15 protein-coding genes and 1 pseudogene are annotated in these 17613 nt (G+C 41.2%); 8 read left to right on the top strand and 8 right to left on the bottom strand.

The window, feature by feature from the left end:
* The 3 genes and pseudogenes from VF500_RS07355 to VF500_RS07345 form a co-directional block, all read left to right on the top strand.
* Nucleotides 1-577 (top strand): annotated as a pseudogene (locus VF500_RS07355) (ammonium transporter); the annotation flags it as partial.
* Between the two features lie 299 nt (nt 578-876).
* Complete coding sequence (locus VF500_RS07350; protein ID WP_330859050.1) at nt 877-1929, top strand: porin; 1053 nt, start codon at nt 877-879, stop codon at nt 1927-1929.
* Between the two features lie 141 nt (nt 1930-2070).
* Entirely contained in the window at nt 2071-2670 is a 600-nt protein-coding gene (locus VF500_RS07345; RefSeq protein WP_330859049.1) for a DUF4468 domain-containing protein, read from the top strand.
* Nucleotides 2671-2822: 152 nt separating this feature from the next.
* Here the strand turns inward: VF500_RS07345 and VF500_RS07340 are convergent, their stop codons facing one another.
* A complete protein-coding gene (locus tag VF500_RS07340) occupies nt 2823-4133 on the bottom strand; it encodes an ammonium transporter (RefSeq protein WP_330859048.1) in 1311 nt (436 codons plus the stop codon).
* A 785-nt stretch (nt 4134-4918) separates the two neighbouring features.
* On the opposite strand from VF500_RS07340, the gene VF500_RS07335 reads away from it, so the two are divergent.
* Nucleotides 4919-5779, top strand: a complete 861-nt coding sequence (locus VF500_RS07335) for a TonB family protein (protein ID WP_330859047.1) — start codon at nt 4919-4921, stop codon at nt 5777-5779.
* A gap of 146 nt (nt 5780-5925) precedes the next feature.
* On the opposite strand, the gene VF500_RS07330 is transcribed toward VF500_RS07335, so the two are convergent.
* From VF500_RS07330 to VF500_RS07315, 4 genes are all read right to left on the bottom strand, one after another.
* Complete coding sequence (locus tag VF500_RS07330) at nt 5926-6969, bottom strand: hypothetical protein (protein ID WP_330859046.1); 1044 nt, start codon at nt 6967-6969, stop codon at nt 5926-5928.
* 221 nt (nt 6970-7190) lie between these two features.
* The gene (locus VF500_RS07325) at nt 7191-7598 is read right to left on the bottom strand and encodes a hypothetical protein (RefSeq protein WP_330859045.1); all 408 of its coding nucleotides are present in this window, start codon (nt 7596-7598) and stop codon (nt 7191-7193) included.
* Nucleotides 7599-7709: 111 nt separating this feature from the next.
* The gene (locus tag VF500_RS07320) at nt 7710-8192 is read right to left on the bottom strand and encodes a nuclear transport factor 2 family protein (RefSeq protein WP_330859044.1); all 483 of its coding nucleotides are present in this window, start codon (nt 8190-8192) and stop codon (nt 7710-7712) included.
* Between the two features lie 122 nt (nt 8193-8314).
* Complete coding sequence (locus VF500_RS07315) at nt 8315-9886, bottom strand: M81 family metallopeptidase (RefSeq protein WP_330859043.1); 1572 nt, start codon at nt 9884-9886, stop codon at nt 8315-8317.
* A gap of 155 nt (nt 9887-10041) precedes the next feature.
* On the opposite strand from VF500_RS07315, the gene VF500_RS07310 reads away from it, so the two are divergent.
* Nucleotides 10042-11184 (top strand): TlpA disulfide reductase family protein, encoded by a 1143-nt coding sequence (locus VF500_RS07310; RefSeq protein ID WP_330859042.1) that lies wholly within the window; start codon nt 10042-10044, stop codon nt 11182-11184.
* 121 nt (nt 11185-11305) lie between these two features.
* Here the strand turns inward: VF500_RS07310 and bla are convergent, their stop codons facing one another.
* The gene (gene bla / locus VF500_RS07305) at nt 11306-12172 is read right to left on the bottom strand and encodes a subclass B3 metallo-beta-lactamase (RefSeq protein ID WP_330859041.1); all 867 of its coding nucleotides are present in this window, start codon (nt 12170-12172) and stop codon (nt 11306-11308) included.
* Between the two features lie 438 nt (nt 12173-12610).
* Between bla and VF500_RS07300 the strand changes: the two genes are divergently transcribed.
* Together VF500_RS07300 and VF500_RS07295 are read left to right on the top strand one after the other, a co-directional pair.
* Nucleotides 12611-13915, top strand: a complete 1305-nt coding sequence (locus VF500_RS07300) for a serine hydrolase domain-containing protein (protein WP_330859040.1) — start codon at nt 12611-12613, stop codon at nt 13913-13915.
* A 213-nt stretch (nt 13916-14128) separates the two neighbouring features.
* A complete protein-coding gene (locus tag VF500_RS07295; RefSeq protein WP_330859039.1) occupies nt 14129-14611 on the top strand; it encodes an SgcJ/EcaC family oxidoreductase in 483 nt (160 codons plus the stop codon).
* A 114-nt stretch (nt 14612-14725) separates the two neighbouring features.
* Here VF500_RS07295 and VF500_RS07290 read toward each other — a convergent pair whose 3' ends face one another.
* Both VF500_RS07290 and VF500_RS07285 read right to left on the bottom strand, forming a co-directional pair.
* Nucleotides 14726-15163, bottom strand: a complete 438-nt coding sequence (locus tag VF500_RS07290; protein WP_330859038.1) for a hypothetical protein — start codon at nt 15161-15163, stop codon at nt 14726-14728.
* 178 nt (nt 15164-15341) lie between these two features.
* Nucleotides 15342-15842: a hypothetical protein gene (locus tag VF500_RS07285; RefSeq protein ID WP_330859037.1), complete on the bottom strand. Its 501-nt coding sequence runs from the start codon at nt 15840-15842 to the stop codon at nt 15342-15344.
* Nucleotides 15843-16133: 291 nt separating this feature from the next.
* Here VF500_RS07285 and VF500_RS07280 point away from each other — a divergent pair.
* Nucleotides 16134-17613: toll/interleukin-1 receptor domain-containing protein (locus VF500_RS07280; RefSeq protein WP_330859036.1), on the top strand; the 1480-nt coding region annotated here is incomplete at its 3' end.

Genomic DNA, 17613 nt, shown 5'->3' with positions numbered 1-17613 from the left:
AACAAAAGGCAAATTTGATTTGGCCTTTACAATAAATGGATTTTTAGGTGGCCTTGTTGCAATTACCTGTCCTTGTTACTGGGTAAGCCCGCTGGGTGCTATCCTGCTGGGTGTGGTTGCCGGCTTCGTAATATTTGCAGGTGTTTACCTGATCGAGTGGTTCCGTATCGACGATCCGGTTGGCGCGGTATCGGTACACGGCCTTTGCGGTATCTGGGGTACTTTATCATTAGGCTTATTTGCATCAGGCCAGTACGGTGCTACAGGCCCAACAGGTGCTGATAACTCTGCTCCGGTAGCGGGCTTGTTTTACGGCGGTGGTTTTGGTGTATTAAAGGCGCAGTTGATAGGTAGCTTGACCATTACGCTTGCAGTGTTTGTAATAACATATGTGATGATGTTTGTGATCAACAAATTAGGTCATCCATGGAAATTACGTATCGAAGAGCATGGTGAAACAGGTACAGGTGGTATCGACGTATTCGACCACGGTATCGAAGTTTATCCTGTTCAGGATGATGAGATCAGCTTAAGCGGCCTTTTTGATAAAGGTGCTAAAGTTGCTTCTGAAGCCTGATAATATATTAAGCTTAACAGCTTAAACAGAGATATTGATGCCTTGTGCGGTTGGGGAGTGGTAGTACTAAGTCAGTAGTACTGGGTTTAAAGTCAAATGTTAATTTTTTTTGACTTAGAACTAAAAACTGATGACTTAAAACTTTAAATGAACGTTGCCAACCGTACAGGGATTTTTTATGCCGACACATAAACGATCCCGGCAATTGCAAGGCGTTGATAATCAAATAATAACAGTGTATTTCCCCGAAAAAAACAACAATTAACAATAGTTTATCAATTCACGATTAAATCGTTATCATGAAAAAAGTATTTTTACTCTTCTCATTTTTTTCAATTGCGGCCTTTACGGTTAAAGCCCAGGACACTGTTAAAACAACATCGGATGCACCTTTGGTTGTTTACGGTTCTGTGGATACTTATTTTAAATATGACTTTGCCAAGCATCCTAATATTCAAACCTCTTTCGGGAGCGATCAGAATTCGGTGTCTATCGGGATGATCGACCTGGGATTAAAGAAAAAAGTAGGCAAAGCGTCATTTGTAGGTGAAATGTCTTTTGGTCCGCGTGGCCAGGAGCAATCAATCCCTTCTGGTTCAAACGGTGATTCATATCATATCCAAAACTTGTATGTTTCATATGATGTTACTTCAAGCTTGAATTTAACAGCAGGTTACATGGCAACATTTGTTGGTTATGAAGTTATTAGCCCGGTTGCTAATTTTAACTATTCAACATCGTATTTGTTTACCGCTGGTCCGTTCCAAAACGCGGGTTTTAAAGCAACTTATGCTTTTTCTGACAAAGTGAGCTTAATGGCGGGTATCTTTAATGATAACTGGAATACTTATAAGTCAAATTCAAATACACCAGAGGTTTCAACTTTTGGCGCTCAGTTGTTTATATCACCGGTTAAAGGCTGGACAGCTTATCTTAACCTTGCAAGCGGTAAATATTCTGGTACCATATTGGATTTAACTACAGCGTACCAGGTTACTGATGCCTTTAAATTGGGCTTAAACGCTGCAAGAAAATCAGGCGGAGGTGCTTTAAACTATTATGGTTACGCGTTGTATCCGCAGTTAGCAGTTTCAAAAGTAGTTACCTTTGGTTTAAGGGAAGAGTACTTTAAGGCAAAAGCTACAAATAGTGGTCCTGATGTGGGTATCGCTCCTGGTAACTCAGTGCTTGCCTCAACTTTAACAGCAAATATTAAAGCAGGTCCTTTAACTTTCATACCAGAAGTAAGGTTAGATCATACTAAAAATGTTGATAGCTTTATTAAAAGTGATGGTACTACCTTTACAAAATCAGCTTCTCAATTTTTGTTAGCTGCTGTGTATTCTTTCTAATTTTAATAAAACATTATTTGCAAAAAGCCTCCCGATATAACCGGGAGGCTTTTATCTTTATAGGATGAAATTGTTTTAAAATATTGCCGTTATTATGGTGATTGTAGAAAGCAAGGTTTCATTTTAATAACACTTGTCCGGATGAAAAATATTATTGTTGTTTCGCTTCTTGTTTTTTTTGCTAAAAATGTATTTGCTCAAAAAGATTCATTGTCATTTGACGAGCATGACAAATATATTTACTATAAACTGGTTGATCAGCCTGGTGTAAATGCCGATACCTTATATAATCGCGGCTTGTATTTTTTAACTGCCGCATATCCTAAAAAAACGCTTGGGCTTTCAAAAAGCGATAAAGAAAATCATTCGCTCACTGGTGTTGGTAGTTATATGATCTCAAAAAAAGCATTGGTAGGTAATAGTGAAGGTGGAGAAATGCATTACACGCTTACTATAGAAGTAAAAGATTTGAAATACAGGTATTGGTTAACCGATTTTGTTTACCAGCCTTATCAGCGTAACCGTTATGGCTCATCAGAGCCTGTGGCGGGTGGCGAGATTCCATTGGAGAAGGCATCAGCTAAATTATCTAAAAGTGATTTTAGTAACTATCTTGACCAGGTGATTGCTAACAGCAAGCAGGTGGGGGATCGTTTAAGGGCTTATATGCTTAAAGCATCATCGCTTGCTAAAAAGCAGGAGGTTAAAAAAGTCAATAAAATCTCGACTAAAGAGTGGTAATTCTCGTATAGTCAGCAGTTATTGGTTTGCAGTAGGCCGTAGCTGGATTTAAAGAAATATGATAAATAAAAAAAACGCCGCATCTGATGATCGCGGCGTTTAGTTTTTTGTTGTTAATTGTTTGGTTTGATCAGTTTAGAACAATAGGGGTATTATAATTCTTCGTCGTGCTGGCTGATGTCTAAGCCTGCAAGTTCTTCTTCAGGAGTTACGCGCAATGTGCTGATCATATCAGTAACCTTTAATAATACGAATGAGCCGAAGAAAGCAAAGGCTGATACGCCAACAAGTGTAATTACGTGGACGATAAAGAGATGTGTTTCGCCGTAAAATAAACCATTGCCGGTTGTGTTGGCGGCGTTAACGTTTTGGTGTGCGAATACACCGGTCAATAACATACCTACCATACCACCTACGCCATGGCAAGGGAATACATCCAGGGTGTCATCGATATTGGTTTTGCTTCTCCAGATCACAACCAGGTTGCTTACTACCGCCGCTACGATGCCGATAATTAATGAGTGAGGGATAGTTACAAAGCCCGCTGCCGGAGTAATGGCTACAAGGCCTACAACAGCACCGATACACGCACCTAATACACTTGGTTTTTTACCGCGAAGGATATCGAAGAACATCCAGGCCATAGCTGCAGCAGCTGATGCGGTAGTTGTTGTTGCCAAAGCGGTTGCTGCCAATGTGCCCGAACCTAATGCCGAACCAGCATTAAAACCAAACCAGCCGAACCATAACAAGCCTGTGCCTAATAATACGTAGCTGATACGGGCCGGGTTGTGCGAAGTTTCGTTACGGCCTTTTAAGTAAATAGCTGATGCTAAAGCTGCCCAGCCTGCGCTCATGTGTACCACGGTACCGCCGGCAAAGTCAAGTACACCTTTACCAAAAAGGAAGCCTTTTGGATGCCAGGTGGCGTGAGCTAATGGGGCGTATATAAACACCATGAACAGGCAAAGGAAAATAACGTATGAATTAAAGCGGATCCTTTCGGCAAATGCACCGGTGATCAGGGCCGGGGTGATAACCGCGAATTTTAACTGGAACATAGCAAATAATACCAGTGGGATGGTTGGGGCAAGTTCCCAGGTGGCATTGCCTAATGTGCCTTTCATCATAAAGAAAGTGCCTGGGTTGCCTATAAAGCCGCCAAACTCATCTTCGCCAAAGGCAAGGCTAAAACCGAATATTACCCATATAACGGTAATTACGCCCATGCAAACAAAGCTTTGCAGCATGGTTGATAATACGTTTTTTTTGCTCACCATACCGCCATAAAAAAACGCCAGGCCGGGTGTCATGATTAATACAAGGGCGGTACTTACTAATAGCCAGGCGGTATCGCCGGTGTCAATTTTACTGTCTTTAACGGTTGTAAGAGTAACTGAAGGGTATATAAGGGCTAATACAATTACAATTAAAAGTATGCCAAAAGGTATGAATTTTTTCATGTTTCGGGTTTAAAGGGAGGAAAAAATAAAGGTTTGAATAATACTGCCCGGTGTCCAATCAAAAACACCGGACAGTATTGAAACTAAATTTTTTAAAAAACAATAAATCCCTCATGCTTAATCAGGGCATGTGGGTTGGAGTTGTTTTTTTGCCTACCAAAAGTCGTGAAACGGAAAAAGGATGAGTTTGCGGAATTGGGAAAGTTTGCTTGTGCCCAGTCCGCAAATAAAATCAAGATACTTAAATCTAATTGTGTAGTTGCCCGGCGTTGATACAAACGCCTGTAAAGAATGTGCGCCCCTGTGCTGTTGTACATTAATAACCGGAGCAGGTACATTATTAAGTACAAACTCTAAATTAAATGGGTTATGATGTGGTATTGTGGCGGATACAGTGGTTTTCTTCGGATTTTTATGATAATAATGGTATAATCCACCCTTTGCGGATGCCTGATTGCCGCTAAAGAGTAAAAAAAATAAGGCGATAAGTTTGTAAAGCCTGTTAACCATATCTAAAAGTAATAAAAAAATAAAATAATCGCACTTTTTTTTAAAATATTTTAAGTTTTTGTTGATTTATGTATTAAAATTTAGTTTAAATGGCATTTTTAGTATGCAATTTTATTTAATGGGTGATAAAAAGTGTTGTCTGTGGTGATTTTTTAGTTGATTTTTTGAAGATGGTAGGTTTTGTGTAAAGATGAAAATAAGATGAAAAATTTGACAAAATTATTTTGAATTATCTTTACTTTTTACAAAATATAATATATGTATATTCGTTATTAATGAAATTTAATTCCGAAAATATGCTTATCACCAAATTTGATTTGTACAATGCCGAGTGGCTCGACCTTGTATTTGACCATCGCAACAAAAATTATGGCGCTTATGAATTAAGACAAAGCTATGGGCGCACCATGGTGAAGTCTATGAGTATCGCTTTTGCGGCAGTAGCCCTTTTATCGGCTGCAGCTATTATTTTTAAGGCAAAGCCGAAGCATGAGAACTTAGTTGGTATGACTACGGTTGACCTTACCACAGTATTACCACCTCCGCCCAAAAAGGAGGATAAAGTGGTAGAGCCTCAGAAAACCCAGCCTGCCGAACCTGTTAAGGCTGCGGCGCCAACTCCTACCATTAAATATACAACGCCGCACCTTGTGTCCGAAGAGGTGGCAACCGAACCTCCAACGGTTGCTGATCTCAATAAAAATGCGGTTGGTTCAGAAACTATTAAGGGTGATGGTCCTCCTACTAATGTATTGGAGACTAAACCGGAGGGGCCGGGTGGGCCTGGCATAACAGAGGATAATGGTGTTCATACGCTTGGCGATCCTCTTGAAGTAATGCCCGAACCGCTTGGCGGGGCTGCTGCATGGGCCAAATTTTTGCAGAAGAATTTGCGTTTCCCACCTGCCGCGCAAGATGCCGGAGTATCAGGTAAAGTTTTCATGAGCTTTATTATCGAAAAAGATGGTACGCTTTCAAATATTAAGGTTGATCGCGGGGCAGGCTATGGTTTTGATGAAGAAGCCCTGAGGGTATTGAAATTAGCCAAAGCCTGGAAACCTGGCGTGCAAAATGGGCAAAATGTAAGGGTTAGGTACAGTATCCCGATAAGCTTCCAGTTAGCGACAGAAGAATAGGTAGTAATTGGTGTTATGTTTTTAATGATGTGTGTTATAATAGTTGCTGACTGTGTTCAGGCCCCGCGAAAGCGGGGCTTTTTTTATAAGTCACTCCGGGGGAAGTATTGTTAAGCTTTATTTGATCGGAATCGTCATCAGCTCTTTCATTTCTTATTATCCATCATTCCCCTTAATACTTCGTTATACAGCGACTGTGTTGAAACAATTGCCGAATATTTTGCATTCTCTGTTATCGCAATAAAAGGTTCCTCGGCAGCGAACAGCGCATTGGTTTGTTCCTGATTTCCCCAGTTTTTATCGATCTGTTTTTTTATCAATACCGGGCTGAATACTTCATCGAGATGTACAATGTTAATGTGCTTGGCTTCGCCCTTATTTTCAATAGTTTCGCCAAGCTCATGCTGTAAAAGCTGTTCGGACAGTAATTCGTTAGGCAAGCCGGTGGATGTTGAAAATGCCATCCAGCTATGGTTGAGGGCGAGTGCACCCTGCATCCAGGGCGGCGGGGGCGGCATAATATAATAACTATAGGGCGGGATCAGTTCTAATGGACCTAATAACGCCCATTGTGCAGCTGCCGCGCGGGCGGCATAAAAGCTTTTCAAATACCGTGGATCTTCTTTCAGCAATTGCTCCAGCAGGTCGCCGGGGCGGGCCCAGCCCAAATAGATCTGCTGTTTTGCTTCTATGGTTGCCGTAAACACAATTTTGTCGGGCTTTTTAAGCCGGTCGGCACCGGCCAGTAAAACTAACAGGCGGGTTTCCCACCAGGCGTGGCCGTCTTCCAGATCGATCAGGGCAACGCCCGAAGAGGTAGCTGCCCGCAATGTTTCAAGGATGTTGGAAGTGCCGCTATCTGCAACATATTGTCCCCGCACCCCGATATTGGCCGGTACGGCAAAGCCCGAATTTGATAACTGCTCTATTTTGGAAAAGTCGATCTTGAGGTCGCCGTAGCCTATGGTGCCCCCTCGTTCAATAACTACGTTGAGAATTGCAAGGACAATAGGTAATAAGCTCACTATAAAAATGCCGATCAATACGGTGTTGCCGGATGAATCGGCTGGCCAGCCTGAATATGTACGAAGCAAACCCGTAATGAGCAGCAAGGCCAATAAAACAATAACGGCGGTAATGATGCTCACCTTCGGTGTAAACGGCCAAAAACTATGCTCACTTGTTTTCATTTATTTTGCCCTTAAATGCAATACTGATTATAGTACAGGCACGGTAATGCGTGCGCAAAATCCCAACTGTTTTCTGGTAGATCAGTCAGTTTGATGATTCTATGGTTTTGATGAATTAAAATTCAATATAAAATATTGAAAAACAATACGTTGAACCACGTTTTGGTTTTGCGGTTTTTACGTAAATGTAAGGCGTTGATCGGAGTAGGGGGCAGGGCTACCTATTTTATGCGGTGTTGATATACAGTATCTCCGCCCATGCTTTTTATAATAAGGGTGTCTTTGCTTTTAAGTTTAAAGGCGAAGCTTTGTTCCCCCCAATCATATTTGATGCGGATGCTGTCGCCGGCGATCTTATATCTATAGGATACAGAATGTTCGGGATAATAAATGGAATCCTTATTTATTTCGAATATCGGGTTTTCCCCTCCGTTGATAGCCCAGATGCCTATTATATCTCTTGAAACCTCGCTACCGGGTGAAGATGTATTGGCAGTTTGCTTATTTTTTGTCCCATCAACTTTTTTGGCAACATCGTTTTTTGCTGTGATATCTCTTTTGTTGTTAGTCGGGTTGTTATTGCACGATAGCATGATCAGCAATAATGGAATAAAAAGCAACTTTTTCATTTGTGAAAGGAATGGCTGCAATTATAAATAATATTATGGGATTTTTATTTGTTATAAGGCCTTTCCTGCCGGTATATGCAGCACTGTACAGTAAAAGATATTCATTTAAACCTACCTGGTAACCTTCGGAGCAGCCTGGGCCATCTCCCTTATTGATACCCAACCATAGGGGCTATCCTTATATCTAACAAAAACAGTCATTGACCTTCCGCGGCCAACCGATGGTTTGCCGCCATTTATTGGAGTGCTCCTGAAGGCGAAGATACAGGTTTCGATGATGGTGTTGCCGTTGAAGGCCGTGCTTTCAACCTGGTTTTGGATCAATTCCATTTTGGTAGTTCGGAACATGGCTGTTAACCCTTTAGCCAATTCCGCGCGACCCGTAACCACATTATTGCCACCAAAATATTTAACAATATCAGGATGATGCAGCGCTACTAAGGCCTTCACATCACTGCGCGCAAATGCAGCAGTAAAAGCGGCTTTGGTTTTTTCAAGCGCGATTTTGTCGGCAGCAAGGTTATCGTTTTGGGGCGATGAGCAGCAACTGCTTAATATCAAAGAGATGAAAATAAAATAGCATAATGTTTTCATACCGTTTGTTAATTTTTATTACAAGGTATTGAATATTAGCTGCTAATGTTTTAGTAATTGATGATCATAACCCGGTAATTGATAAAATACAGAATTGAAAGGATGACAGGTGCTGATCGCTTTTATTGCTGATCAGACAGCGGCACAAGCCTGGCTTTCAAATCCGGGTCTTTCATGTCTTTATCCAACGGAAACATTGGCCGTTGAATCCGGTGATAGGGCAGGCGCTCTATATTCTGATCGACCCCGCCAGGTGTTATAGCCAGTAGCCAGTCGGCCCGCATAGCGTATAGTTCGGGTTCGAGGTAGCCTATTTTTACTACTACTATAGCTGCCGTACGCGGATTGAGGCCCAGTCTTGTAAAATCAATTTCTTTATGGTAAGGCTTACGTTTTTGGGTGATGATTACATGCACGCTGCCAACTTTTATCACCGCCTCAACCTCGGCATCCTTATCGCCCGATACAATGGATTCCACGGTTCCCGAAAGTTTTACAGGCGGAGCAAAACGGTTATCAACTGCCGCACCTGCAAAGCCTTCCACATGGTTGCCGACGCCGGCTGCGATAGCACTTTTGATCAGTTCGGGCGCGGGGATAGATGCATAAAGGAGCGATGGCCCGTTATCTGCCTTAAACTCTGGTCGGGCAAGGATCTGGGTCAATGTCCATGTAGCATCACCGGCACCACCCGCGGTAGGATTATCGCCCGAATCGCTGATGTAAAAAGGATGTTTAAGGCTGGCGATAGCTTTATCTAAACACTCGGTTAAAGTGCCGGTTGGGGCAACAAACTCAAATTGGTTCCGTACATCCCAAAAGCTTTGCGCCAGTTGTTCGGCAGTGCGGGTTACTTTTTCTTTTTCATCGCCGATAACCATTACTACAGCGTGGTTGCGTGGTTCATCGGCCCATGCATAGCCTATCCAAATGGCTGCATCGGTAATACCGCATTGCAACGCAGCCGGAGCCACCTGTTTATACAGGCTTTTTCCGGGTTCAATGCGGGTACTTGTTTTTTCGCCGGGCAGTAAAATAGGTACGGAGATATAAGCTTTATAAGCAGGTTTTCCTTTGCCGCTTTCAATCCTGCTGATCAGGTTTTGAACGGCACGTTGCTTGGTTTGCATAGCATCCTCATGAGGGGCCATGCGGTAACAGGTGATCAGGTCGGAGTTTTGTGCCAGTCGCCATGAAACGTTGCCGTGCAGATCCATTGAGGTGGAGATCATGGTTTTGGTGCCGACTACTTTTCTGACGCGTACAAGAAAATCTCCTTCGGGGTCATCAAGGCCAACTACACTCATGGCTCCATGAATATCAAAGTAAAGGCCATCATAGGGAAGATGCTTTTTAAGAGAATCAAGTGTTTTATTAACCAGTGATTCGTAGGCAACCCGTGTAACCGCACCACCGGGTAAGGATTTGCCAACCACGGAAGGGAACCAATTCGCTTTTTTACGAAGAGGGGAGTCGGCAGCCATAAAAGGGTACGCGCTAAAAACATCTGCTCCGTATTTGGCGTGAAAGGCTGCTTCGTCGGTAAGTGCCGGCGAAAATGTGCTCGATTCAATAGCAAGGCCCGCTATGGCGATACGGGGGAGAGGTTTGTTAGCTTTCGGTGCTTGCGCCCGGGTTAAATTTGATAGCAGGCAAATGAATAGGATTAAGCAAAATAAACGTGTTGATTTCATTAACAATGTGGTATAAGCAGGTGATGTCTGCTAAAAATAAGGAATATTTTTAGTTTACCTGTAGCTGATAATCGTTCGCTTGTACAATATTCATTTCGCTGCATCAACTTTATTTTCCTATTATTACCACGCAATTATATTAACCTACACCTCTTATGAAAAAAATCCTCCTGCTTATGCTTGGCCTGATGCCTTTGGTATTAATGGCCCAAAACAACTTTACCGTAAACGGAAATGTTAAAAAATTGAAAAACGGCGATAAGATTTTTCTTTTTTACCAGCTGGATGATCAGCAAAAGTCCGACTCGGTCACTGTACAAAATAGCAACTTTAGTTTTGCCGGTAATGTGCCTCACGGTGTGCAGGCAACTATCTGTCTTAACAAGAATCCTTTGGTAAACAGGACGGCTCCCGGTGAAAAGCTCGACTTTTTACATTTTTATATAGAGCCGGGCAAAATATCGCTTAAGGCTGCCGATTCGCTTAAGAATATAACGGTTAGTGGTTCGCAGATAAATGATGATGCCGCCGTATTTAGAGCGCAGCGCCAACCCACAGAAGATAAATTTACAGCATTGAATAAAGAGTTTGCTTCAACCCCCGATTCATTAAAGACTGATGCTTTTATTAATAAAATGAGAAGCCGTGAATCGCAATATATGGGCGAGTTAAGAGTATCCGGTTTGGAGTTTGCCAAAACTCATCCTAAATCATATATCAGTTTGCTTACCCTGCAGCAGGCCGCTGCCGATACCCTGATTAGCGAAGATGCCGCAAAAGCCTACAGTAATTTGAGTCCGCAATTAAAAAATACACCATTGGGTAAAACTATCCCGTTGTTACTGGCATCGTCTACAAATACAAGAATTGGCAGCCAGGCGATTGATTTTGCGCAAGAGACCCCGGAAGGCAAAACTATAAAGCTGTCTGATTTTAAAGGTAAGTATGTGCTTGTAGATTTTTGGGCAAGCTGGTGCGGGCCGTGCCGCGAAGAAAATCCCAATGTACTTGCTGCTTACAATAAATATAAAGGCAAAGGTTTCACCATATTAGGGATATCGCTTGATAATCCGGGGAAAAAAGACGCATGGGTAAAAGCCATTGCCGATGATAAACTAACGTGGATACAAGTATCTGACCTTAAGGGCTGGAACAACGTTGTAGCCCTGCAATATGGCGTACGCAGCATCCCGTCTAATTTCCTGATTGATCCTGCTGGAAAGATCATAGCTAAAGGTTTGAGAGCCGAAGGACTGAATAGCAAATTGGCTGAGCTACTTGATGGCGGAGGGAAGTAAGCAAAAAAGTTTAATGCATATAATAACAGGTTTTGACCTTGCGGCGCTTGCGTTGTTCTGATAGAAACTGATCCTTTGCTAAACTTCAACGAATGAATGCATCCGGCTAATTCTTTAAAAACTATTCCGCCGCTATTTTTTTATCATATTCAGCTTGCAGTTCATCAATTTGATCGTAATAATTCTTCTTATCAGCAAAAACTGAAGGATCATAAGGGCTGCCTGGTTTGTGTTTGCTGAGCAGGTCAAATTGGGTGCCATGGGAGGCCAGCCAGATATCAAATGTTAAGTTCTTCATTGCTTTTAACGTATAAGCATAGTCTTTAACAATGTTAGTATAAGAGGGTATGTTTGAGAACTTTTTATCGGTAACGATGGTAGGCATATTGGCGATCAAGACCCTGTAGCTTCGTTCGTTGTCTTTTACATCAAACAAATAGCTGCAGGAGCCTTTTGTATGGCCCGGGTGGTGAAGTATGGTTAGCTGCATATTCCCCAACTTAATGATATCGCCATTGTGTAAAATACGGTCTACTTTTACAGGTGTGAATGTGCGCACATCTCCTTTAAGGTCGTAATCAGAAAGTCCGCCGTCGGCTACTACCGCTGCATCACCCTCGTCAACCAGCATTTTGGCTTTAGTTATCTTCTTTATCGCCGCCATAGCGCCCATGTGATCAAAGTGAGCCTGGGTTGTTAAAAGAATTTTCGTGTCCGAAATCCTGAAACCCAGCGTCTTGATATTGGCTATGATTTGTGGTTCGGAGGATGCAAGCCCTGTATTGATCAGGATATTGCCACCGGACGTTACGATGAGATAACAGGCCAGATCGGCAGTGCCTACATAATAAAGATTGCCCGCGATTCGAAAAGGTGGAAATGGCCGTGTCCATTCCGGATGCTTTTCTGCCGATGGTTCCAGCACCTTTTGCGCCTGAACAATTAAAATATTACAGATAAAAAATATCAGGAAAAGTGCTCGTTTCATTTTATTGATCTTTTAAAGGACAAAGAAATCATTTTATTTTCTCAGGGGCTGTTTAAAAACAATAGTTTTTGAATGTAGAGGCGCATAATTGCGTCTCACGCTTGCAATTTACGGCAGCCGAGACCTCTTTGAAATCGGTTTGTCTTTCGGGAGACGCAATTATGCGTCTCTACAAAAACATTTTCTTTCATTTTTAAACAGCTTCTCAGAGGCGATCTGAAAAATAATATTCCTCCTCGTCGGGATGTGCACGATGTGTGCACCGGATGATGATAAAAATGCAACAAACTCGAAAGTATTTGCAACATACACGTAAGTGTTTTTTTAACGGGGAATGTTTTTTTGTAAAGTAATTGCACCGGTGTTATAACCTGGAACGATCATGTTTGGTGCAGTTAAATTGTTACCAATTCTAAACCTGATATCTATTAATTACCTATGAAAAAAACTTATCAACCCGGAATTTTCCGCATTAAACCGAATGTGTTAAAAATCAGTCAACTCATTATTGCTGTTGTTGGTCTGTTGTTTTTTGCTGCCTGCAAAAAGGACTCGCCATCTGTAACTAAAACAACCACAAGTACGGACACAACCCATACGGGAACAGGCACCGGTACAGGAACGGGCACTGGCACCGGAACAGGCACGGGTACCGGGACAGGAACCGTGATCGATACCCTCACTCCCAGTAAAGTTGCTGTTGCCGCTTTAGATGATGAGGTGAATACCTTTATGACTACGTATGATGTTCCTGCGGTATCCGTTGCCATTACCAAAGGCGAAAAGCTGGTTTATTTGAAAGCTTATGGCGTAAGCGATAAATCTAAAGGTACTAAAGCCGTTATCAGCGACCGCTACCGTTTGGCCAGCTGTTCAAAACAGTTTACTTCTGTTGCCATTATGAAACTGCTTGAGCAGGGTAAAATCAAGCTGTCTGACAAAGTATTTGGCGATGGCGCTATTTTAGGTAAAACCTATGGTACTAAAACATACGGTTTACATATCACCGATATTACGGTTGATGAACTGCTTCACCATACTTCCGGGGGCTGGGGCAACTCGGTAGACGACCCAATGTTCAGTAACCCCACAATGACTACTGCACAACTCATCACCTGGACTTTAGATAACCGCCCGCTTGATCATGTACCGGGCACCAATTACGACTACTCCAATTTTGGCTACTGCATATTAGGGCGCATGATAGAAAAAATTACCGGGCAGACCTATGCAGATGCCGTGAATGCATTAGTATTAAAGCCGATCGGGATCACCGATATGACCATTGGCGGTAACACACTGGCCGAGAAGCAGACAAAAGAGGTTACCTATTATGGCCAGTCGGGCGAAGATCCATATGCTTATAATATTACGCGGATGGACGCGCACGGAGGCTGGGTGGCAACCGCTGCCGACCTAGCCAGGTTCCTGGTTTATATAGATAAATTTCCGGTACGGCCAGATATACTTACATCTGCTACGTTAACCACCATGTATACAGGTTCAACAGCCAATGCAGCCTATGGATGCGGCTGGGCCATTGCCGGTAATAACTATTTTCACCAGGGAAGCCTGCCCGGCACAGCCACAGAGCAGGCCCGTTTGGATAACGGGTTTAATTTTGTGATCCTCGCCAATACGCGCAGTTTCAAAGCCAATTTTGATGCTAACCTGGATCAGATCTTCTGGAAAGCATTCGCAAAAAATCCTACCTGGGCTACGGAGGATTTGTTTCTTAAATAGTTGAAGGAAGACGGGATTGCATACCAGTGCCAGATTTGTATTACATAACATTAGGTTGGGCTGGCCTGTCACCCTGAGCTTGTCGAAGGGTCGCGCGTAAAGGCCTGCCCACCATACTTCGACAGGCTCAGCATGACACCCATTTTTTATTTATGCCATCGGTAAGTACGAGGCAATGACGACTTTTTTAAACGGCTTCCAAACGAGTTTTATATGAAAATCAATAATTACAAATTCATAGTGATTAGCCTATGCTGGCTGTTTGGCTTTAAGGCCTACAGTCAGCAAATAGACACCGCAAAAGAAAACGGGGCAATAAAGCAGCTCATCAAAAACTATGAAGATGCCTGGAACCGGCATGACCCTAAAGGCCTGGCCGATAATTATACCCTGGATGCCACCTGGGTAAACTGGTTTGGCGCATACTACAAGGGGAGGGATGATATCCAGTTTCATTACCGGCAGGTACATACTACTTACTTTAAATCTACACATTATTATACCCGCGCGGTTGAAGATATTAGCTATCCGTATCCCAATCTCGCTATTTCGCATGTACGAACAGGCTTAGATGGCGATGAACGGTATCCAGGCGAAACGTTTGAGTTTAGGAGGATGATTGTACTGGTGAAACGGGATGGCATTTGGAAAATTCTTGCCGGGCAAAATGCTAAGTTGGAGAAGGGAGTGAAGTAGGAATAGTAAGTCAAATCTTCCTTATATCTCAACTTTGTTCTACCATTAAATACTTATGCTACCGCAGGCGCGGACATGTGCACCGGCAGCAAAAGGTCACTTCGCCGCTGTTAATTAAAATTTCAAAACAAATAGACGCTTATGGTCATTTTTTTTGAAGTAGTAAATAATATGGCGACGAGCATTCAGTGAATCATATACAATTGTATCACTATTGATTTTCATTGATTTTTTACCAATAATCTGGCACTCTAATTTTGGTTTCAGATCATGCGCTTCTAAAAAATCCTTGAGCTTTGAAAATTCATCTCTTTTAAATTCAAGCCAACCTTCCGATTTCAAAAAACTTACAGCGCTAAGTGATCCATCTTCGTCGAAGTTTTCGGAAGTTTTAATTGAATAATTGTGTTTTTTGTAATGGATTATCCTATCCGCGGAAGGCAGTGGAAAATGTTTTTCTATTTCAATAGCCGATACCCGCTCATTTACCTTAATTTTCTGCTGAGTACCTGGCAGTATAATTGTTAGTAATAATATCAATTGCTTTTTCATGCTGCTATTTACCGGAGTTGCGTGCTGCTTTTGCCTTTTATGCTAAGTCAACAACGATTGTCAACATATACCTTGTTCGAACATAAGTTTACACAATTGTAAACAAACATGAAAAGTTAATTGAAAATTATAGAAGAGCCCATTCGCTGGTGCAGGTGTGCGCAAGCAAAATGGCAACTTATTTCTGCTTCAGTTTTGAAAAGAAATCGGTAATAGTGCCGATAACCGCGCACGGTGAATTGGCCGGACAGTTAGTGACTACCGGAACGTAAAAAATCCTCCTGTTGCCAGGTTGCCCGTCGGGGCTTATCTCTACAACGTAGGTTTCTTCACTTATGCCGCCGCAATTGCACTCCCGCTTGTTGATGTTTTCGAAATTTTTTGCGGTCAGCTTGCTCATGAAGTTGCTCATAGCGGCATCAGCTATGTATTTACCTTTTTCGGCCGATAAGGGTTTGCCTATTTGAACATGCGGTACTTTTTTAAAGTAATAACATTTAGCCGCTAAAAGTGCTATGGCTTTAACTTTATGGTCTTTTTTGTGATGTGGATTATACCGGTAGATGACGACTTGTTTTGAGTTTATGTTTGATGAAGATTGACTGCCGGTTTGGGCAAAAGAACTCCCTGTGCTTATGATAAGCAACGTTGTCGATACGAGTTTTATGTATATTGACATTGGTTTAACTTGTATTTGCGGGTGTACGCTTGCCGCATGTGCATTATACTAATAATTCTTAATCAACATATCTGCGCGACCTGCATCGGAAAGGGGGAGGCAGTCGTAGGGCATGTTCAATTTGATAATTGGTTTGAATAAAATTAGGGATTTGTTGGGGGAATGACAATTGTTAGATGTATTTATGATATTGAAGGGGAATTGGAGATAGGACACACGCGGCAGTGGGGAAAATGAATAAGATTGCATAAGGCCGATATTTTGGTTAAATTGCATAAAGTCAATTGGAATATGTCAAAAGCTTTCTTATCTCATTCTAGCACCCAAAAACCATTAGTTGAAAATATTTATAAAAGATTAGGAAAAGACAATTGTATTATAGATAAATACAATTTCGAACCAGGAACTCCAACATTAAATTCTATTATTAATGGTATCGAGAAAACAGATTTGTTCGTGATTTTCTTATCAAATGACGCTTTGAACTCTGAATGGGTTAAATATGAAATTGAATATGCAAAAAATCTTAAGAGTTTAGAATTGTCTAACAGGGTGTTGATATTTTTAGTAGACTTAACTATTGATCATAGAGATGAGCGTATTCCTGATTGGCTTACTGAAAAATACAACTTAAAACATATTACAGACCCTATTCTACTTTATAAAAAAATTGACTCTAAGCTTAGAGATATATCGATAGAAAACCATCCTTACGTAAAGAAAAAAGAAGAAATCTTTATAGGGAGAAACGGGTTAATGGAAGAATTTGAACAGAAATACTACAATCTGGAAAATATCAAGCCTTCTGCGATAATCGCATCTGGTTTTGAGGAGGTTGGAAGAAGAAAATTTGTCAAACATGCTTTAGACAAAGTTGAGAAACTAAATAAATATCACAATCCTATTAGTTTTTTGCTCGACTCTCGAGATAGCATTGAAGATTTCATACTTAGAATTGAAGATTTAAACTCGATTCATCCTGATGAAACTCTAAAAAAAATCAACAATTTAGAACTTTCCGAAAAGATCGAATTTGCAATTTCATTAGTCTCAAAGTTTCAAGAAAACAATGAGATCTTATTTATAATAGACAAAGGATGTATTGTCCAACCAAATAAAAAAATAGCAGATTGGTTTCTTGAAATAATACTTGATGAGAGATTTTACAACAATACGATTATTTGTTTAATTTCAACTTTTAGGCCAAACACAAGTCTTATTCGAAACTATCTTAATTTAATTTCATTTCATGTCAATGAATTAACTCCTATAGATAGGCAAATCTTATTTTTAAAATATTGTGAATTATTTGAATTACAACCTGGCAAAGCCGAAACGGAGAAAATATTGGGAGCTTTAAATGGCATGCCGGGACAAGTATTTCATTGTGTCAGAATGATAAGTGATGAAGGATTAATAAATACAATCAATAAACTAGATGAAATAAAAAAGCATAACGACATAAAAGTTTTCCAAATCATTTCGGCAATCAAAGATGAAGGGGAACTTTTCTATAATTTATTAGTTTTCATCGCACGATTTGAATTTGTCAGTTACGATTTTTTGTTTAAGGTATTTTCAAGAGATAATCTCGTTGAAAACGCTTTAGATAAATTGTTTATATACGGTGTTTTTGATAGGATAGGCATTAACAAAGAATATATTCAACCACATCATGCGATTAGTGAGTATGTTAAGAGAGCAAAATTTCAAATCGATTTAGAAACTCGTCGTAAATTAAAAGAACAAATAAATTTATTATTAAATGACG

This window comes from Mucilaginibacter sp., from assembly GCF_036383575.1.
Classification (GTDB): Bacteria; Bacteroidota; Bacteroidia; order Sphingobacteriales; family Sphingobacteriaceae; genus Mucilaginibacter.
The sequence above is the reverse complement of the archived record's forward strand: the minus strand, read 5'-3'. Positions and strand labels throughout refer to the sequence as shown.